Here is a 17,465-nt window from a genome sequence, read left to right on the forward strand (position 1 = left end):
ACCTAGTCGCCGAGCATCTCGAGAGCGGCCTTGAGCTCCTCGTCGGCCAGGTTGACGTACCCGGCCTCGGGCACGAACCGCTGCCCCTCGGTGAGGGCCCAGCGAAGGAACTCGCGCACGACGGGGCGCTCGGGCCGGCCGCGGCAGACGAAGTAGAGGTCGCGCGCCGGCGGGGACGGGTACGCGCCGGCCGCGATGGCCCGCACCAGCGCATCGCGCGTGCGGCAGAAGTCTTCCTCCGGGTCGAGCGCGCCGTTCCCGTTGAGGTCGATCGGGAGCACGACGATCCCCGGGTTCGGCTGGTGCGTCCTCGCGTCGAACACGTAGTTCAGGTTGTTGTAGCCGATCCCCAGCTTGTCCTGCCGAACGGCCTCGGCGAGCCCGGGGTCACCGTACACGCCGACGCCTCGGAGATCCTCTTGCCTGGCGCCGAGGAAGGCCGCCCAGGTCTCCGCCGCGCCGCACGCGTCCGACCTCGTGTACACGTGGATCTCCCGCGCGTCCCCGGTCCCGAGCAGTGCGCCCCACGTCGAGACGGACCCGTCCAGCCAGACGCCGGCGAGCTCCTCGCGCGTGGCGCCTCGCGCGAGGATGTCGGTCAGCACGGGGTTCCCGTCGCTGACGGTCGGCACGACCGCGTCGATGGCCACCGGCACCCACCACGCGCCGCGCCGCTCCTCCTCCGGGTTGATCTCGCGCGAGACCATGCCGATGTCCACGGCCCCGGCCAGGCAGTCCGCCATCCCCTTGCCGGCGCCTCCCGCCGCGACGTCGATCCTCACGTCCGGATGCAGCGTCTGGTACTCCTCGGCCCACCGGACGGCCATGGGGTAGAGCGCCCACGCGCCCGACACGGTGATCGTCCCGGACGCGTCCCTCGCGCCGCACCCCGCGCCGCAGACGACGAGCCCCGCCGCCGCGGCCATCGCCAATGCTCCCGCCAGGACCGACATCATCCCACTCTCCTCCCAACGCGCCGTCGGGCGACCGCTCGCCCCGGGCGCTTCCCGGAGCGGACGCCCGCGCCCTCAAGGCCGCTCTTCCTGAGTCCGCCCTTCGTCCTCTCGCACACGTCCTCGAGCGTCACGGTCTCGAGGATCCCCGCGATGGCGTTGCGCACGTCGAGCATCACGCTGTAGAGGCCGCACCGCCTCTCCCTGCCGCACGCCCGGTACGCCATGGCGCTCACGCAGCTCAGGGGCGCGAGCGGCCCGTCGATCTCCCGCAGCACCTCGGCCAGCGCGATCTCGCCCGGCGCGCGCATGAGGCCGTAGCCGCCGGATGGTCCCCGGACGCTCTGCACGAGTCCCGCCTGCCTGAGCTGGAGCAGGATCTGCTGCAGGAACCCCTTCGGGATGCCGCCCCGGCGCGCGATCTCCTCGACGGTGACGGGCCCGTTGCCGTACCGGAAGGCGAGATCGACCATGGCCCGTAGGGCGTACTCGCCCTTCCTCGAGACCTTCACGGCGCCTCCGCATTCACGAGTAACTCTATTGACTCAGTAGATTATAGCACGAACCGTTCCAGCCGACAAGCCGCCGTGCCTCCGGGGCACGAAGCGGGGGCGGCCGGCCGCGATGATCGCGACCGGCCGCCCTCCACTCACCACCCGGGCACGTGCGGCCCCCGAGGGTCCTCGCCTCGCTACGGAAGCTCGATCGTCCGCACCTCCCCGAACACCGAGAGCGGCGTGTCGAACTGCGACTCGTCGCCCACGAAGATCACCGCCATGCCGTCGGGATGCAGGTACTCGGCCGCGACGCGCCGGACGTCCTCGATCGTCAGGCCGGCGATGGTTTCGACGTCGCGCTTCGGCGTGTCGAGAGGCATCCCCTCCCACCGGAGCCGCGCGAGCCGCTGCACCACCTGCGCCTTGGACTCGTACTCGAACGCCTGCGCGTTGAGGTAGGCGTCCTTGGCCGTCGCCAGCTCCTCCGCCGTGGGCCCGTTCTCGGAGTACTCCCGGATGATGTCCATCATGAGCCGAGCGGCCCGGCCCGCGGCGTCGCTCTTGGTCTGCGAGGTCGCGAGGAAGGTCCCGTAGGTCCAGGGATCGTCCGAGTACCACGAGCTCGCGTGGTACGCTAGCCCCTCGTCGCTCCGCACGCGCTGCATGATGCGCGACGAGAAGCTCCCGCCGCCGAGGATCTGGTTCATGATGGCCACGGCAGGCCTGCTCGCGTCGCGCCGGTTGAGCCCGAGGTGCCCCATGCAGATCACGGCCTGGTTGATGTCCTTCCGCACGTAGTGCACCGACGGGACGAACGCCGGCTCGATCTCGGGCTCGGGCTCGATCGTGACGGTCGCAGGCTCCCAGCCTGCGAGCGCCCTCTCGAGCGCCGAGACGATCTCGCCCCGCGTGACGTCGCCCGAGACGGCGACGATGACGTTGTTGGGCCGGAAGAAGGTCCGGTGGAACGCGACGAGGTCGTCCCGCGTGATGGCGCTCACGCTCTCCTCGGTCGCGCGCCAGGCCATCGGATGGTCCCCGTAGACGATCCTGCGGAACTCCCGGAACGCGATCCCGCGGGGCTCGTCGTTCTCGCGCCGGATGTTCTCGATCATCACCGCGCGCCGAAGCTCGATCTTGTCCTCGGGGAACGACGGGCTCTTCAGAAGGTCGCCGAGGATGGTCATGACGAGGTCGAGGTCCTTCTTCAGGCAGTTCATCCGCACGGAGACGGCCTGGCCGCCGCCGGGCGACGCCGACGCGGCGCCCGCGCCGGTCGCGCCGCGCATCCCGCCGCGCCCGCCGGCGCCGAACTCGATCTGCGCGGCGACGAACTCAAGCTCCTCGTTGATCCTGTCGGCCGGCCACGCCTCCGTTCCTCCGTTCCTGATGGTCCAGGCTGCCAGGTCGGGAAGCCCGGTCTTCTCCCTGGGCGGGCGCGACACGCTGATCAGCATGGAGATCTCGACGACGGGGATCTCGTGGTCCTCGAGGAAGAACCCGGTCATCCCGTTCGAGAGCGAGAGCTCCTCGTACTCGGGCATCGTGACGGCGATCGTCGGGTACTTGAGGTCCCGCGGATGCCTGGGGGCCGCCTCGGGCGGCGCCGTCAGCACGGCCGACAGCAGCACTGCGGCCGCGATGGCGAGGGCGTTCTTCATGGACTGCTCCTTGGGTTCGAGTGGTGTCCCGGGCTGCCCCGGGCCGCTCTAGCTCCGTCCCTTCGCGGCCTTCATGCGCTCGAAGAGGGCCATGACGAGCTTCTCCCGGCCAGCCTCGTCGAGCGACTGGAACTGCACCATGAGCTCCCGCTGCTCGTCGGCCGGGAGCGTCCGCACCCAGGTCATGAGCTCCGCGAGGTCGAGCTTCTCCTCCCGCTCCCCTTCCGCGCCGGAGGCGTCCTCCATGAGCCACGCCACGGTCCGGTTCTCCTCAACAAGGTACTTCGCGGCGACGCGCGAGACGTCCTCGGGCGTGACGGCCTTCAGGCGCTCCAGGTCCGTGAGCACCGTGCGCCAGTCGCCGCGGACCGCCTCCGCGAAGCCGATGGCGAACGCGAGCCCGATGTTCGAGCCCAGGGCCCGCACGAGCTGCGCCTCGCGCTGGTTGCACACCCGCTCGAGTTCCCTCGCGGTCGGCGGCTCGCTCTTCAGCCGCTCGATCTCCGCGTGGATCGCCGCCTCAACGTCGGCAAGCGTGTGCGGCTCCTTCGGGTCCGCCGAGATGGAGAAGAGCGGATCGAGTCGCGACCCCGGACCCATCCACACGCTGGGCGCCTCTCGCGTCAGCCCCTGTGCTTCGTACACGCCCTTGTAGAAGCGGCTCGTCCGCCCGTCGGACAGGATCGCCGAGAGCATCTCGAGCGCGTAGCTGTCGGGGTGCGGGGCCGTGGGAACGTGGTAGCCTACGGCGAGCGTCGGCTTGGCGTCCCGCTTGAGCATGACGCGCCGCTCGCCGTTCTGCGGCGGATCGGTCGTGACGACCGGCGGCGACCCCGGCATCGGCTTCATGGAACCGAAGTACTTCTCCGCGAGCTTCTTCACCTCGCTGAAGCGCACGTCCCCGACGAGGAGCGCGACGGCGTTGTTCGGCCCGTAGTGCTGCCGGTAGTACGCCTCGAGGTCCCCGCGCGTGATGTACTGGAGGTCGGACATCCACCCGATCACGGGGTTCCGGTACGCGCTCGCCGTGAAGGCGGTCGACATGAACGCCTCGTACATCGCGCCCTGGGGCGAGTTCTCGCCCATGCGGCGCTCCTCCATCACGACGTCGCGCTCCGAGTAGAACTCCCGGAAGACCGGGTTCGCGAGACGGTCGGACTCCATGAGCATCCACAGCTCGAACCGGTTCGACGGCAGCGACACGATGTAGAAGGTCGCGTCGTTCGAGGTGCCCGCGTTCAGCATCCGCTGCCCGTTCGCGGTGTAGATGCTCGAGAACTCGTCCTTCACGATGAGGTCGCGGTGCGCGGCCATCGCGTCGTACAGCCGCATCTGTGCCGTCTTGAGGTCGAGGTAGAGACCGAAGTGATCGGTGTCGCCGTCCTTCACGAGCCCCGGGAGCGTCGCGAGGTCGGCCGGCGGGCCCTGCTTCCTCATTTGCTCGATGAGCAGTTCGAGCTCGAGCGCCTTGTTCGTGCCGACGGCCGCGCGGTCCTCATCGGAGAAGGACGCCACGATGCCGGTCGCGGCCTGATCGAAGCGCTCCAGCCGCCAGCGCCCGATCCGGAGCGCAAGGCGCTTCGCCTCCTCGGCCAGCGCGTCCTCCCGCTCGAGGAACTTCCGCTCCTTCTTGTAGTCGGCCGTGCCGATGGTCGTGGTCCCCTTGAACAGCATGTGCTCGAGCAGGTGGGAGATCCCGTAGATCCCCGGCCGCTCGTCCACGCTGCCCACGCGGAACGCGATGGCCCCGAAGAAGACCGGCGCCTCGTGCCGCTCGACGACCAGGAACTTCATCCCGTTCGCGAGGGTGAACTCCTGGACCTTGTCCTCGAGGGTCTGCGCCCGCGCGATGGACGCGAACGAGAGCGCGACGGCCGCGCAGGCCAGCGCGGCGAGAGCCCGTCTCATGAACCGCTCCTTTCACGATCGCCGCCTCCCCGGCGGCGCCTGACTCGTCATCTGCTCGGCTTCACCGGAAGCCGTCACCGGCCTTCCAGGCCCAGGCGGATCGGCCCGATCTCCTTCTCGACAGCGTCGAGGACCTTCCGGCTCACGACGAGGTCCGCGATCGTCGCGATGTCCGGCGCCACGGTGCGGTCCTGGTCCAGCGTCGGGACCGCCTCGCGGATCGTCCGGTGCGCGACCCGCGTGCCGCGCCCCGGGGTCTCGCCGAGGAGGTCGAACGCCTGCGCGGCGCACATCATCTCGATGGCGACGACGTTCACGACGTTCTCGTTGATCTCGCGGAGCTTGCGCGCCGCGATCGGCCCCATCGAGACCGTGTCCTCCTGGTCGGCCGCCATCGAGAAGTTGTCCACGACGGCCGGATGGGCCAGGATCTTGTTCTCGGAGCAGAGCGCGGTCGCGGTGTAGTGCGCGAGCATGTAGCCAGAATTCAACCCTTCGCTCTTCACGAGGAAGGCGGGAAGCCCGCCGTTCAGGTGCGGGTTCACGAGCCTGTTGATGTGCCGCTCGGAGAGCGACCCGATCTCGCTCATCGCGATCGCGAGGTAGTCGAGCGCCATCGCGATCTGCTGGCCGTGGAAGTTGCCGCACGAGAGCTGCTCGCCTTCGTCCGGGAAGAAGAGCGGGTTGTCCGTGACCGAGTTCATCTCGATCTCGATCTGCCGCATGACGTAGCGCAGCGCGTCGATCGAGGGTGAATAGACCTGCGGGATGCAGCGGACGCTGTAGGCGTCCTGGACCTTCCCGGAGCCGCGCGCGATGAGCTCGCTGCCTTCGAGGAGCCGCCGCATATTCTCCGCGACGACGATCTGACCGACGAAGGGCCGCAACCGATGGACGCGCTCGTCGAATGGAGCCATCGGCGTGCGCAGCGCGTCGCTCGACATCGCGCTCGCGATGATGGCGTGTCGGATGATGCGGTCGGCGTCGTACGCGCAGAGCGCGCCGCACCCCGTGAAGAACTGCGAGCCGTTGATGAGCGCGAGACCCTCCTTGAACGAGAGCGTCACGGGAGAGAGTCCCGCCCGATCCATCGCCTCGCGCCCGCTCACGAGGCAGCCATCCGCGAACGCCTGCCCCTCGCCCATGAGCACGCAGCCGATCTGCGCGAGCGAGGTGAGGTCGCCGCTCGTGCCGACGGAGCCCTTCTCGTTCACCGCGGGGACGACGTTCCGGTTGAGCATCTCGATGAGCGTCTCGAGGAGGATGGGACGCACCGCCGAGTAGCCGCGGGCGAGGACGTTGGCGCGCAGGAGCATCGCGGCGCGCACCTGGTCCTCGGCGAAGAAGCGCCCGACGCCCGCCGAGTGACTTCGGATGATGCGCCGCTGGAGCTCCTCGGTCTGCTCCCCGGAGACCGCGACGCGGGCCAGCTCCCCGATACCGGTCGTGACGCCGTAGATGAGCTCGCCCCGCGCCATGAGGTCCTCGGCGACGGCGCGGCACCGGGCGACGGCCTCCCGCGCCTCGGGAGCGAGCGCGACCGGCGCGCGGTTCCTTGCGACCTCGTGCACCTGGTCGATGGTGAGGCTCGTGCCGTTCAGCGTGATCGTCGGCGTCATCCGAGGCTCCCGACCGCGCCCTCCACGGCGTCGAGGATCTCGCCCGAGCGAACGAGCGACTTCATCCGCGTGTGGTCGGGGTAGAGCGGCCGATCCTCGTCGAGGTAGGCCACGTGCTTCCGGATGACGCGGTGCGCGGCGTCGGTGCCCGGGCCGCGCGCGAAGTCGCGAAGGTCGAGCGCCTGGGCCGCGGCCATGAACTCGATGCCGAGGACGCCGCACGCGTTGTCGAGGATCTGGTGGTTCTTGATGGACGTGTTCATGCCCATCGAGACGAAGTCCTCCTGGTCGGCTGCGGCTGGAATGGACTGGATGCTCGCCGGCATCGAGAGGATCCGTTGCTCGACGATCAGGCTGTCGGCCGTGTACTGGGAGAGCATCATGCCGGACATCATGCCGGCGCCCTTCGTGAGGAACGGCGGCAGCCCGACCGAGAGGGCCGGGTTGGTGAGGCGGTTCATGCGCCGCTCGGAGAGCACGCAGACCATGGTGAGCGCAGCGCCCACCATGTCCATGGGAAGGCAGACCGGCGAGCCCTGGAAGTTCGCGCCCGTGAGCGTGAGCTTGAACTCCGGCAGGAAGATGGGGTTGTCGCCGACGCCGTTGAGCTCCGTCTCGACCTGGGCCGCCGCCCACGCGAGCGCGTCGTGCGCCGCGCCGATGACCTGCGGCGACGAGCGCATGGAGTACGCGTCCTGCACCTTCTTCTTGAGGCGCCCCTCGGCGACGTCCCCACCTGCGAGGATCTGCTTGATGGCCTTCGCCGTCCGTACGGCGCCGGGGAACCCGCGGACCTCCTGCAACCTGACGTCGTAGGGCTTCATGTTCGCCATGAGCGCCTCGAGGCTCATCGCACAGGCGATCTCGGCGTGCTTGAGGAGGCGGTTCATGTCGTAGCAGTGGATGGCGGCCATCGCGGTGAGCAGGTTCGACCCGTTGATCGCGGCGAGGCCATCGCGGGCCTGAAGCCCGGGGACCGGAATGCCCGCGCGCTTCATCGCCTCGCGGCCGGGCAGCATCTCACCCCGGTAGTACGCTTCCCCCTCGCCCATGAGCAGGAGCGCGATCTGGCTCATCGGGGCGAGGTCCCCGGAGGCCCCGACCGAGCCCTTCTGGCACACAACGGGCGTGACGCCTCGGTTGAGCATCTCAACGAGGGTCAGTGTGATCTCTGGGCGAGACCCCGACATCCCGTGGCTGTGAACGTTGATCCGGCCCACCATCGCGCCGCGGACGTACTCGATCGGCGCCGGGTCACCGATCCCGGCCGCGTGGTTGTAGATCAGGTATCGTTGGAACTGCTCGACCTGTTCGTCGGTGAGCACGACCTCGGAGAACTCGCCGATGCCGGTGTTGACCCCGTACATGATCTCGTGAGCGACGATCTTCTCCTCGAGCATCGCTCGACAGACCTTGATCCGCTCGACGGCGTCCTGGGCGACCTCCACCTTCTCGCCGCCGCGCGCGATGCGGACGAGCTTCTCGACGGTGAGTCCCTGCCCGTTCAGCGTGATCGCCACGCCAGCCTCCTGGTCTGGAAGGTGTGTGTGGGGCGACCCGTGGATCGGGCCGCACAGAGAGAGTACCAGAGGGTGAACGGGTGGTCAATCGGAGGTCGGTCCGTGCTATGCTCGACGCCGAGTCCGGGAGGCCGAGTGCGCGTCACGGTGCCCTACGGAGACAGCGTGCAGACCGCCGTGGTCGCCGACCAGAGGTTGGCGGGCGTGGTCGGGTCCGTCGCGGCGAAGCCCCGCGACGAGGAGGCCGTCCTGGCCGCGGCGCTGGCCTCGCCGGTCGGCGCCCCGCCGCTCGACGAGCTCTTGCGAGGGGCTTCCGGCGTCCTCGTCGTCGTCAACGACGCGACGCGCCCGACGCCGACGGCCCGCATGCTCCGCGTCCTCGCGCCCCTCCTCGGCGGGCGCCCCGTCACGGTCGCCGTCGCGACCGGCGCGCACCGCCCGCCGACGGAGGCGGAGCTCCGCGTCATCCTCGGCGACCTGCCCGCCGCGCCGATCGCCCGCGTGCACGTTCACGATGCGCGGGACGCCGCGGCCCACGCGAGGCTCGGCACCACGTCGCGCGGCACACCCGTCGAGATCGACCGCGTCGCCCTCGCCGCGGAGCGGATGGTCGTCCTGAGCTCCGTGGAGCCGCACTACTTCGCGGGATACACGGGCGGTCGCAAGTCCGTCCTCCCGGGCATGGCGTCCTTCACCGCGATCGAGGCGAACCACGCGCATGCGATGTCCGACGAAGCGCGGCCGCTCAGGCTCGCCGGGAACCCGGTGCACGAGGACATGGCCGAGGCCGCGGACCTGGCGCTCGGCGGGCGCGTGTTCGCCGTCAACGTCGTGCTCGGCACGGGAGGGCGCATGCACGCGGCCGCCGCCGGCGGGCTGCGCGAGTCGCTCGACGCCATCGTCCCCGAGGCCGAGAGCACCCACGCCCCGACCGTGCCGCGCCGCGAGGCCGTCGTGGTCGCCGCGATGGCGCCGCCGCTCGACACCGACCTGTACCAAGCGCAAAAGGCGCTCGAGCACGGGCAGCTCGCGCTCGAGGACGGCGGCACGCTCATCCTCGTCTCGCCGTGTCATTGCGGGATCGGCGAGGACGCGTGGGCGCGCGCGTTGGCGGCGGCGAGGACGCCGGAGGAGGCCGAGGCGGCGGTGGCAGGGCCGTACCGCTTCGGGAACCACAAGGTCGCGCGCATCGCGCGCGCCGTCCGGAGGTTCCGGATCGTCGCCGTCACCGGCATCGCGCCGCGTGGCATCGAATCGCTCTTCATGACGCCCGCCCCCGACCTCCAGACCGCGCTCGACGACGCTCTCGCGCGGCGCCCCGGCGGACGCGTCCTCGTCATCCCCGACGCGGCGCACACCGTCCCGCGGGTCGCCGCCCGCTGATCCCCCGCACAACGCCGCGGCGGGGCCGCACCGCGACCCCGCCGCATGACCAGCCCGAGCCTACCGCGGCCGATCCCCTATCTCACGAGAACGACCTTGCGCGCCTCGCGCCACTCGCCGACGGTCGCCCGGCAGAAGTACACGCCCGAGGCCACGGGCGCGCCCCGGTCGTCTCTCCCGTCCCACGCGATCTCGTGCACGCCGGCGCTCAGCGGCCCGGCGCGCAGCGCGCGCACGACGCGGCCCGCGACGTCCACGACGTCCACGGACGCGTCCGCAGCCTCGGGAAGCGTGAGCGCGAGCGCCACGCCGCCCGCGGCGGGATTCGGCCTCACAGGGCCGAGCGCGAGGACGGCGGCCGCGTCGTCGGGCACGCCGCTCCCGCCCAGCACGAACGCCGACAGGTGGACGACGAGATCGGCCAGGTTCGTGCCGCCCGATACGTCCGCATCGTCCCTCGTCTTCAGTGTGAGCACCGCCGTGTAGAGCGCGTTCTCGTCGGCGCCGTCCGCGTCGAACGCGACGGCGTACGACGCCGGCGACGCTCCCGCCTCCTTCGTCACGAACCCGCCGACGATGGAGAAGCGCCCGTCGCCGCCGACGAGCACGTGGTCGTACACCTCAAGAAGCGCCTGCAGCGGCCCGTGGCCGAGGTTGTGCACGTCGAGGGCGAGTTCGCCGAACTCACCGGCCTCGTGCGAACCGAAGTCGAGCGTGTCGACGAGCACGGTCTCCGACGCGTCCAGCGACGGCACCGCGTGCTCGACGACGCTCCCCGAGAGCGACACGTTCCAGGCCGGGTGGTCGAGGTCGTTCGAGTTCACGACGAGCGTCCCCGACCGGCTGCCGGCGCTGCCCGCGTCCATGGAGATCGTGTGGTCGTTGCTCGCGCCGCCCGCCGCCAGGAAGGTGCCTCCGGGCGCGCTGAACCCCGAGGGCGCCGTCAGGCTGTACGACAGCTCGTCGGCGTCGCCGACCGCGCCGTTCCCGACTGCGAGCGTCCGCTCCGCCGTCGTTCCCACGATCCAGGCGCCGAAGTCGAGCTCGCTCGCCGCGGCGACCTTCGCCGGCGCCTGGAAGCTCGCGACGACGGGGATGTGGTCGCTCGCGTAGTACAGCGCGTCCGCGACGGCCTGACTCACGACGTAGTTCGGCGGCGCGTTGATGGCCGCGTTCAGATGGTAGCCGTCGTTGCCGAACGCGAAGTACGAGCTCGGCACGTACGAGAGGCCGTCGCCGTCATCGAAGGCGTACGAGACCAGGATCTGGTCGAACCGGTCGTCGAGGCCGCCGCCGGACCCGCCCCCGAACGAGACGTCGCGCGGCGACTGCGTGTGCGTGTGGCGGAAAGTGTAATTGTCGTGCCAGGTGCCCTGCTTGTTGATGGGGTCCTTGCAGCGGCCGTCGTTGTCGGCCTCGGACCGGATGAGGCGCACATAGCCCTGGTCGACGTTCGAGTACACGTTCAGGTCCCCGAGGACCATGAAGTGGCTGCCCGACGGCAGGCCGTTCAGGTAGTCGCGGATGACGTCGGTCTGCGTCCGTCGCGTTGTCTCGTCCGAAGGCGTGTCGCCGGCCTTGAGGTGCGTCGAGAGGATCCGGAACTGCGCGGCCGAAGAGGCGTACCCGGACGGTCGGAAGGTGTACTCGATGGTGTAGCGGACGGGCGTGAAGATCGGCACCGCCGAGATCGAGTCCACGACGCCGACCTTGAAGAAGCACGCGTTGTCCGTGTCGGGGCCGTTGTAGAAGAGCATGGCCTGGTACTTCCCCGGCACGGCGTAGTTGAGCACGTTGTTCAGGAAGTCGTTGACGCCGGACTGGCTCTTGATCTCCTGGACGGCGATGATGTCGGCGTCGAGCGAGTCCATCACCGTGCGGAAGGACGCCTGCCGTTCACCCGGGTCGTAGTCGAGGAGGTTGTAGCTCACGACGCGGAACCCCCAGGCGGGCTGCGCCGCGGCCAGGAGGACGACGACCCAGGCGGCCGCGGGCGCCACAATCGCGGGACCGCATCTTCGCGCGGACATGCAAGGGGCTCCTTCGGCGGCTCCTTCCAGGGGCGGCCGGCCGCCGTGCTCGGGCACACCGCTCCATCGATCGATTCTAGCACAGTCCTCGCAGGTTCGCAAGGCGCATGGCTGGAGCGGGGACTTGGGAGACCGCGACACCCCCGCTACGGACGGAGGGCCGCCGCGGCGAGCGCCGCTCCGCGCGCGGCCATCATCTCAGGCCGCGTCGGAACAAGCAGCGGAAGGCCAACCTCCGCCTGGAGCAGAGAGCGCACGCAGGCGTTGAGCGCCACGCCGCCGCAGAAGGCAAGCGGCGGCTCGGGTCCGACGCGGGCGAGCATCGAGAGCGAGCGCTTCACGACCGAGTGGTGGAGCGCCAGGGCGATGTCCCTCGCCTTCCTGCCCTGCGCCATCAGAGAGATGGCCTCGGTCTCCGCAAAGACGGTGCACATGCTGCTGATCGTCGCGCCAGGGCGCCCCTCGAGCGCGAACTCACCGAACTCCTCGACCGGCACCTGGAGCCCCGCGGCCATGAACTCGAGGAACTTCCCGGTGCCGGCCGCGCACCGGTCGTTCATCTCGAACCTGAGCACCCGCCCATCGTCCCCCACTGCGATGGCCTTTGTGTCCTGCCCGCCGATGTCGAGGATGGTCTTCGCCGCCGGCAGCGCCGCGGCCACGCCGAGCGCGCACGCCTTGATCTCCGTGATGATCCGGAGCCCCGGAGGGCCGACAAGGAGGCGCCTCCCGTACCCCGTCGCTACGATCGTGTCCCACCGGAGCCCGCGCATGAGGTCGGCGGCCTGCGACGCGGGGTCGAACGTCGTGGGGACCCGCCGCTCCTCGAGGACCCGGCCGTCCTCGAGGAGTGCGAGTTTGATGGCTCTGGAGCCGATGTCGATGCCGAGCGCTCTCACGGGTCAGCGCAGCCGCTCGAGGAACGCCTCAACGCGCGTCCGGAGCTGCTCGCCGTCCTCCTGTCCGTAGTCGGTCTCGATCCTGAGCGTCGGGATCCCGGCTGCCTCGAGGTTTGCGGCCACCGGATACGACTCCATCAGGTACGGCTGGCAGAAGTGGAGGCAGTAGTGGATGACGCCGTCCGCCCGGTACGCCGTGTGCATCTCCTTCACGTGCGCGAGCCTGTCGGGGTTGGGTGTGAACACCGCGCAGTCCACCTGGAGATAGCGGTCCACGATGTTGTCGAGCAGCGCGCCGACGTCCGCGCCGTCCTCCTTCACCAGGTTCCTCGCGCCCCGCTCGCCGACGCAGGACTCCTCGCCGACGATGACGGCGCCGGCTCCCTCGACGATCCACGGCAGCTTCCAGTTGGGGACCGCCATCGGACACCCCGACACGAGGATGCGCGGGGTGCCCTTCGCGAACACCCCCTCTCCCCGCGCGGCGCGGGCCGCGAGCTCGTCGCACAGCGCGTTGACCGAGCTCGTGAACCGCGCGGTGTCGTCGTAGAAGGCGACCTGGTTCACGAGGAGCGCGTCGAGCCCCGAGATGGGCGCCGGGTCGGCGGCCCGCACGCGGGCGAGGCGGTGGAGCGCCTGCCGCTTCGCGTTGACCGCTCTGATGCCCTTCCTCAACCGGTCCGCCGTGACCTTCACTCCTGCGAGGTCCTCGACCGCGTGAAGGAACCGCTCGTACTCCGCCCGAAGCAGGGAGCGGCCGTTCGCCGACTTCACTTGAGGAAGGTCCATCACGTAGAGGTTGGGCAGGATGGTGCCGAGCGTCTCGTAGGCTTTCTTCTTGCCGTCGCACGTGTTCTCGCCGACGACCATGTCGACGGTCTCGATGTAGGGGCAGACCCTTCCCAACGTGAACCCGAACGCGCTCTTGATGAGGGCGCAGGTGTTCCGCGGGATGCGCTTCTCGACCTCCTCCGTCGCGAAGTCCGCCCCGGTGCAGAGCCCGACGAGGATGCCGTCAACCGCCGTGACGATCTCCTCGGGAGCGAACACGCAGAACGCCCCGAGGACCTTCCTTCCGGCGGCCTGGGCGTCGCGGAGTTCCTTCACCCTCAGGCCGTGCACCTCGGACATGACGAAGTTGAAGTAGTCCATGCCCTTGGGACGGCTCTTCTGGCTCAGGAACAGGGTCTCGTAGGCCTGGCCCAGGACACCGAGAAGCATGTCGTGCTTCTCGAGGTCGAGGCCGAGGTCCGCCCACATCGTGCGGTAGTCGACTGCTTCGGCAGGCATGGGAACCTCCCCGTGACCGGGCCCCGCGGCCCGGCCCGGGAGGCTCCCGGGTCAGGAGGCGGAGCGGTCTGTTGCGAGACGCCTGGAAGAGCGCCGCACGGGCGCTCCGAGGGCGCCTCACCGCGTGTGCGTCGTTCTCACCAAGTGCCCGAACATGCCGCTTCCTCCCGATGGGGACTGCAACAGTCACAAGCCTACCACATTGGCGGCGCCGCCGCAAGGCGCGTGGCGCGCCCGCGGCCCTTCTGCTAGCATCGCCGCATGGGCTACGGCGCCTTCCTGCTACAGGCCGTCCTCATCTCGCTCTCGGGCGTCATGGCGCCCGGCCCCCTCACGGTCGTCGTCGTCGGCAAGGGCGCGCGCTCAGCGCGCGCCGGGGCGGCCATCGCGGTCGGCCACGGCGTCGTCGAGTTCCCGCTCATGGCGCTGCTCGTGGTCGGGCTCGCGCCGTTCTTCACACGGCCGGCGTTCGCGGCGTGGGTCGGGCTGGCAGGTGGGCTCGTGCTCCTGTGGATGGGCGTGGACCTCGTCCGCACGATGCGGCGCCCGGCCGCCGACGCACCGGCTCGGCGCGAGACCCCGGCGCTCACGGCGGGCATCCTCATGACCGCCGGGAACCCCTACTTCCTCGTGTGGTGGTCCACCGTCGGCGCCACGCTCGTGCTGCGCGCGTGGGGGTTCGGCCTCGGGCGCTTCGTCCTCTTCGCGGTCATCCACTGGTCGCTCGACCTGGTCTGGTACTTCTTCCTGTCCTCGGCGTCTCACCGGGGAACGCGCCTGCTCGGCCACCGGTTCCGCGTCGGCGTGAGCCTCGTGTCGGGCGCGCTTCTTCTCTACTTCGGCGTCCGGTTCGTCGCGGATGCGGCTGGAACGCTCCTGTAGCGGCGGCCCGGAGGACGCATGCCGACCTTCCCTCTCACGACCGCCACCCTCGCGCTCCTCGGCGCGGCCGGCCTCGCCGCCGGGTTCGTGGACTCCATCGCGGGCGGGGGCGGCATCATCACGCTCCCGGCGCTCCTCGCCGCCGGGCTTCCTCCGCACCTCGCGCTCGGCACGAACAAGCTCCAGTCGTCATTCGGAAGCTGCACGGCGATGCTCCACTACCGGCACGGCGGGCTCGTGTCCGTCCGGAGGACCGCGCCGGGCATCGTGTGGACGTTCGTCGGAGCGGCGGCCGGAACGCTCGCCATCCAGCGGGTGTCCCCGGGACTCCTCCGGCACGTCATCCCGGCGCTCCTGCTCGCGATCTTCGTCTACATGCTGGTGTCGCCGCGCGTGGCCGCGGAGGCAAGGCGCGCCCGCATGAGGCCCGCGGTCTTTTACCTCGCCTTCGGGCTCGGCATCGGGTTCTACGACGGGTTCTTCGGGCCGGGCACGGGCTCGTTCTGGGCCATCGCGTTCGTCGCGCTCCTCGGGCTCGACCTCGCGGCCGCGACGGCCCACACCAAGGTGATGAACTTCGTGAGCAACGCGACCGCGCTCGCGTTCTTCGCGCTCGGGGGAAACGTGGTGCTCCTGCCGGGTCTCGTGATGGGCGCGGGCGAGGTTGTCGGCGCGCTGGCCGGCTCCCGGCTCGTCATGCTGCGCGGCGCGAGGTTCGTGCGCGTGTTCTTCCTGATCGTCGTGGCGCTGACGCTGGCCAGGCTCGTCCAGACCACCTACCTCGGCCCCAGGCCGTAGAGGGAATCATGGGAGCCACACGCATGATCTCGATCGCCTTCGCCGCAGCGGTCCTCGCCGCGCCGAGCACGGCCCGCGAGACGCCCCGAGGTGAGACGGTCTCGTCCCCGGACGGACGACTCGCCGCCACGCTCGACGTTCTCGGCGGCGTCCCCCACTACCACGTCGAGCGCGACGGCCGTCCAATCATCCTGCTGTCGAGGCTCGGCCTGCGCCTGAGAGGGACGCCGTCGCTCGAGGGCGGGTTCGAACTCGCGGACTCGGTGACGAACAGCTTCGACGAGACCTGGGAGCCGGTCTGGGGCAAGTGCTCGAGGGTGGCGAACCGCGGCAACGAGCTCACGGTCAGGCTCCGCGAACGGCTCACGCCGAAGCGCGAGCTCTCGATCGTGTTCCGGGTCTTCGACGACGGCGTCGCCTTCCGCTACGTCCTCCCGAAGCAGCCGGCGCTCGGCGAGTTCGAGATCGAGTCCGAGGAGACGCGCTTCGCCTTCGCGGGCGACCACACGGCCTGGTGGATCCCCGACGACTACGACAGCGACGAGTTCCTCTGGAACGAGACGCCGCTCTCGGCCGTGCCCGGCGCGAACACGCCGATGACCATGCGAACGGCAGACGGAACGCACCTCTGCGTCCACGAGGCGGCGCTCGTGGACTACGCGAGCATGACGCTCGAGCCCGACCCCGAGGGCGGACCGACGACGCTCCGCAGCGTCCTCGTCCCGTGGCCCGACGGGGTCGCCGTGCGCGCGCGCACGCCCTTCCGCTCGCCGTGGCGCGTCATCCTGGTCACCGACCGCGCCGGCGGCCTCGTCGAGTCGAACACCATCCTCAACCTGAACGAGCCCTGCGCGATCGAGGACACCTCGTGGATCCGCCCCATGAAGTACGTCGGCATCTGGTGGGGCATGCACATCAAGCGCAACACCTGGCACATGGGTCCCACGCACGGGGCGACGACGGACAACGCGAGGAGGGTCGTTGACTTCGCGCACGACCACGGGATCGAGGCGGTGCTCATCGAGGGGTGGAACACCGGGTGGGAGCGCTGGGGCAGCGAGGGCGCGTTCGACTTCGTCACGCCCTACGCGGACTTCGACCTCCAGTCGGTCGCGCGGTACGCCCGCAGAAGGGGCGTCGCGCTCATCGGCCATCACGAGACGGGCGGTGACGTGCCGACCTACGAACGCATGATGGAGGAGGCGTTCGCCCTGTACGAGCGGCTCGGCATCCACGCGGTGAAGACCGGCTACGCGGGCGGCATCTTCCCGCGAGGGCAGCACCACTACGGGCAGTGGATGGTGAACCACTGCCGGCGCGTCATCGAGCGTGCCGCCGCCCGCCGCATCATGATCGACGGCCACGAGGTCATCAAGTCGACCGGCGAGGAGCGGACCTGGCCGAACATGATGACGCGCGAGGCCGGCCGCGGCATGGAGTACAACGCGTGGAGTGAGGGGAATCCTCCGGAGCACACGACGATCCTGCCGTTCACGCGTCTCGTCGCCGGGCCGATGGACTACACGCCGGGCATCTTCGACATCCGATTCGACCGCACGATGGGCCGCTCCGCCAAGACGACGCTCGCACATCAACTCGCGCTGTACGTGGTCATCTGGAGCCCGCTCCAGATGGCCGCGGACCTCGTCGAGAACTACGAGGGTCACCCGGCGTTCGCGTTCGTCCAGGCGGTCCCGTGCGACTGGGACGAGACCGTGTGCGTGGACGGCGCGATCGGCGACCACGTCACGATCGCGCGGCGGCGCGGGCGAGAGTGGTTCCTGGGGAGCATCACCGACGAGAGCGCGCGGACGCTCGAGGTGCCCCTCGCGTTCCTCGAGCCGGGCACGGTCTACCTCGCTCGGATCTACGCGGACGGCCCAGGCGCGGACTGGCGGGACGACCCGACCTCGATCGAGATCCGCGAGGCCCGCGTGACAGCGGGCGACACGCTCACGCTCTCGCTCGCGCCGGGCGGCGGGCAGGCGGTGCAGTTCACCCCCGTGCCGTAGGAACGCCCGAGGG

13 protein-coding genes are annotated in these 17,465 nt (G+C 70.1%); 4 read left to right on the forward strand and 9 right to left on the reverse strand.

All coding sequences use genetic code 11. The annotated features are described in order from the left end of the window. Positions 1 to 2 precede the first annotated feature (2 nt). The 6 genes from FJY74_05430 to FJY74_05455 form a co-directional block, all read right to left on the reverse strand. Positions 3 to 956, reverse strand: coding sequence for a substrate-binding domain-containing protein (locus tag FJY74_05430; GenBank protein MBM3307748.1), 954 nt, complete (start codon positions 954 to 956; stop codon positions 3 to 5). Continuing rightward, on the reverse strand, positions 953 to 1,465 hold the full coding sequence (locus FJY74_05435) for an Rrf2 family transcriptional regulator (GenBank protein MBM3307749.1): 513 nt from the start codon (positions 1,463 to 1,465) through the stop codon (positions 953 to 955). The genes FJY74_05430 and FJY74_05435 overlap by 4 nt, the downstream gene beginning before the upstream one ends. A 179-nt stretch (positions 1,466 to 1,644) precedes the next feature. Continuing rightward, complete coding sequence (locus FJY74_05440; protein MBM3307750.1) at positions 1,645 to 3,111, reverse strand: insulinase family protein; 1,467 nt, start codon at positions 3,109 to 3,111, stop codon at positions 1,645 to 1,647. A 48-nt stretch (positions 3,112 to 3,159) separates the two neighbouring features. Beyond that, positions 3,160 to 5,019 carry an insulinase family protein gene (locus FJY74_05445; GenBank protein MBM3307751.1) on the reverse strand — a complete coding sequence of 620 codons (1,860 nt, stop codon included), beginning with the start codon at positions 5,017 to 5,019 and terminating at the stop codon, positions 3,160 to 3,162. A gap of 74 nt (positions 5,020 to 5,093) precedes the next feature. Further along, complete coding sequence (gene hutH, locus FJY74_05450) at positions 5,094 to 6,638, reverse strand: histidine ammonia-lyase (protein ID MBM3307752.1); 1,545 nt, start codon at positions 6,636 to 6,638, stop codon at positions 5,094 to 5,096. After that, the gene (locus FJY74_05455) at positions 6,635 to 8,158 is read right to left on the reverse strand and encodes an aromatic amino acid lyase (GenBank protein MBM3307753.1); all 1,524 of its coding nucleotides are present in this window, start codon (positions 8,156 to 8,158) and stop codon (positions 6,635 to 6,637) included. Before FJY74_05455 ends, hutH begins: the two co-directional genes overlap by 4 nt. 135 nt (positions 8,159 to 8,293) lie before the next feature. Here FJY74_05455 and larA point away from each other — a divergent pair, with 135 nt between their 5' ends. Further along, entirely contained in the window at positions 8,294 to 9,541 is a 1,248-nt protein-coding gene (gene larA, locus FJY74_05460) for a nickel-dependent lactate racemase (protein ID MBM3307754.1), read from the forward strand. A gap of 77 nt (positions 9,542 to 9,618) precedes the next feature. Here larA and FJY74_05465 read toward each other — a convergent pair whose 3' ends face one another. The 3 genes from FJY74_05465 to FJY74_05475 form a co-directional block, all read right to left on the reverse strand. Next, positions 9,619 to 11,571, reverse strand: coding sequence for a choice-of-anchor D domain-containing protein (locus FJY74_05465; GenBank protein ID MBM3307755.1), 1,953 nt, complete (start codon positions 11,569 to 11,571; stop codon positions 9,619 to 9,621). A 146-nt stretch (positions 11,572 to 11,717) separates the two neighbouring features. Further along, entirely contained in the window at positions 11,718 to 12,470 is a 753-nt protein-coding gene (locus tag FJY74_05470) for a 3-hydroxyacyl-ACP dehydratase (protein ID MBM3307756.1), read from the reverse strand. Between the two features lie 3 nt (positions 12,471 to 12,473). Then, positions 12,474 to 13,760, reverse strand: a complete 1,287-nt coding sequence (locus tag FJY74_05475) for a 2-hydroxyacyl-CoA dehydratase (GenBank protein MBM3307757.1) — start codon at positions 13,758 to 13,760, stop codon at positions 12,474 to 12,476. 261 nt (positions 13,761 to 14,021) lie between these two features. On the opposite strand from FJY74_05475, the gene FJY74_05480 reads away from it, so the two are divergent. The 3 genes from FJY74_05480 to FJY74_05490 are packed head-to-tail and all read left to right on the forward strand — an operon-like array spanning position 14,022 to position 17,452. After that, on the forward strand, positions 14,022 to 14,642 hold the full coding sequence (locus FJY74_05480; GenBank protein MBM3307758.1) for a LysE family transporter: 621 nt from the start codon (positions 14,022 to 14,024) through the stop codon (positions 14,640 to 14,642). A gap of 18 nt (positions 14,643 to 14,660) precedes the next feature. Further along, positions 14,661 to 15,440, forward strand: a complete 780-nt coding sequence (locus FJY74_05485) for a TSUP family transporter (protein MBM3307759.1) — start codon at positions 14,661 to 14,663, stop codon at positions 15,438 to 15,440. Between the two features lie 8 nt (positions 15,441 to 15,448). Beyond that, positions 15,449 to 17,452, forward strand: a complete 2,004-nt coding sequence (locus FJY74_05490) for a glycoside hydrolase family 97 protein (protein MBM3307760.1) — start codon at positions 15,449 to 15,451, stop codon at positions 17,450 to 17,452. Positions 17,453 to 17,465: the final 13 nt, after the last annotated feature.

This window comes from Candidatus Effluviviaceae Genus I sp., assembly GCA_016867725.1.
Taxonomy (GTDB): Bacteria; Joyebacterota; Joyebacteria; order Joyebacterales; family Joyebacteraceae; genus VGIX01.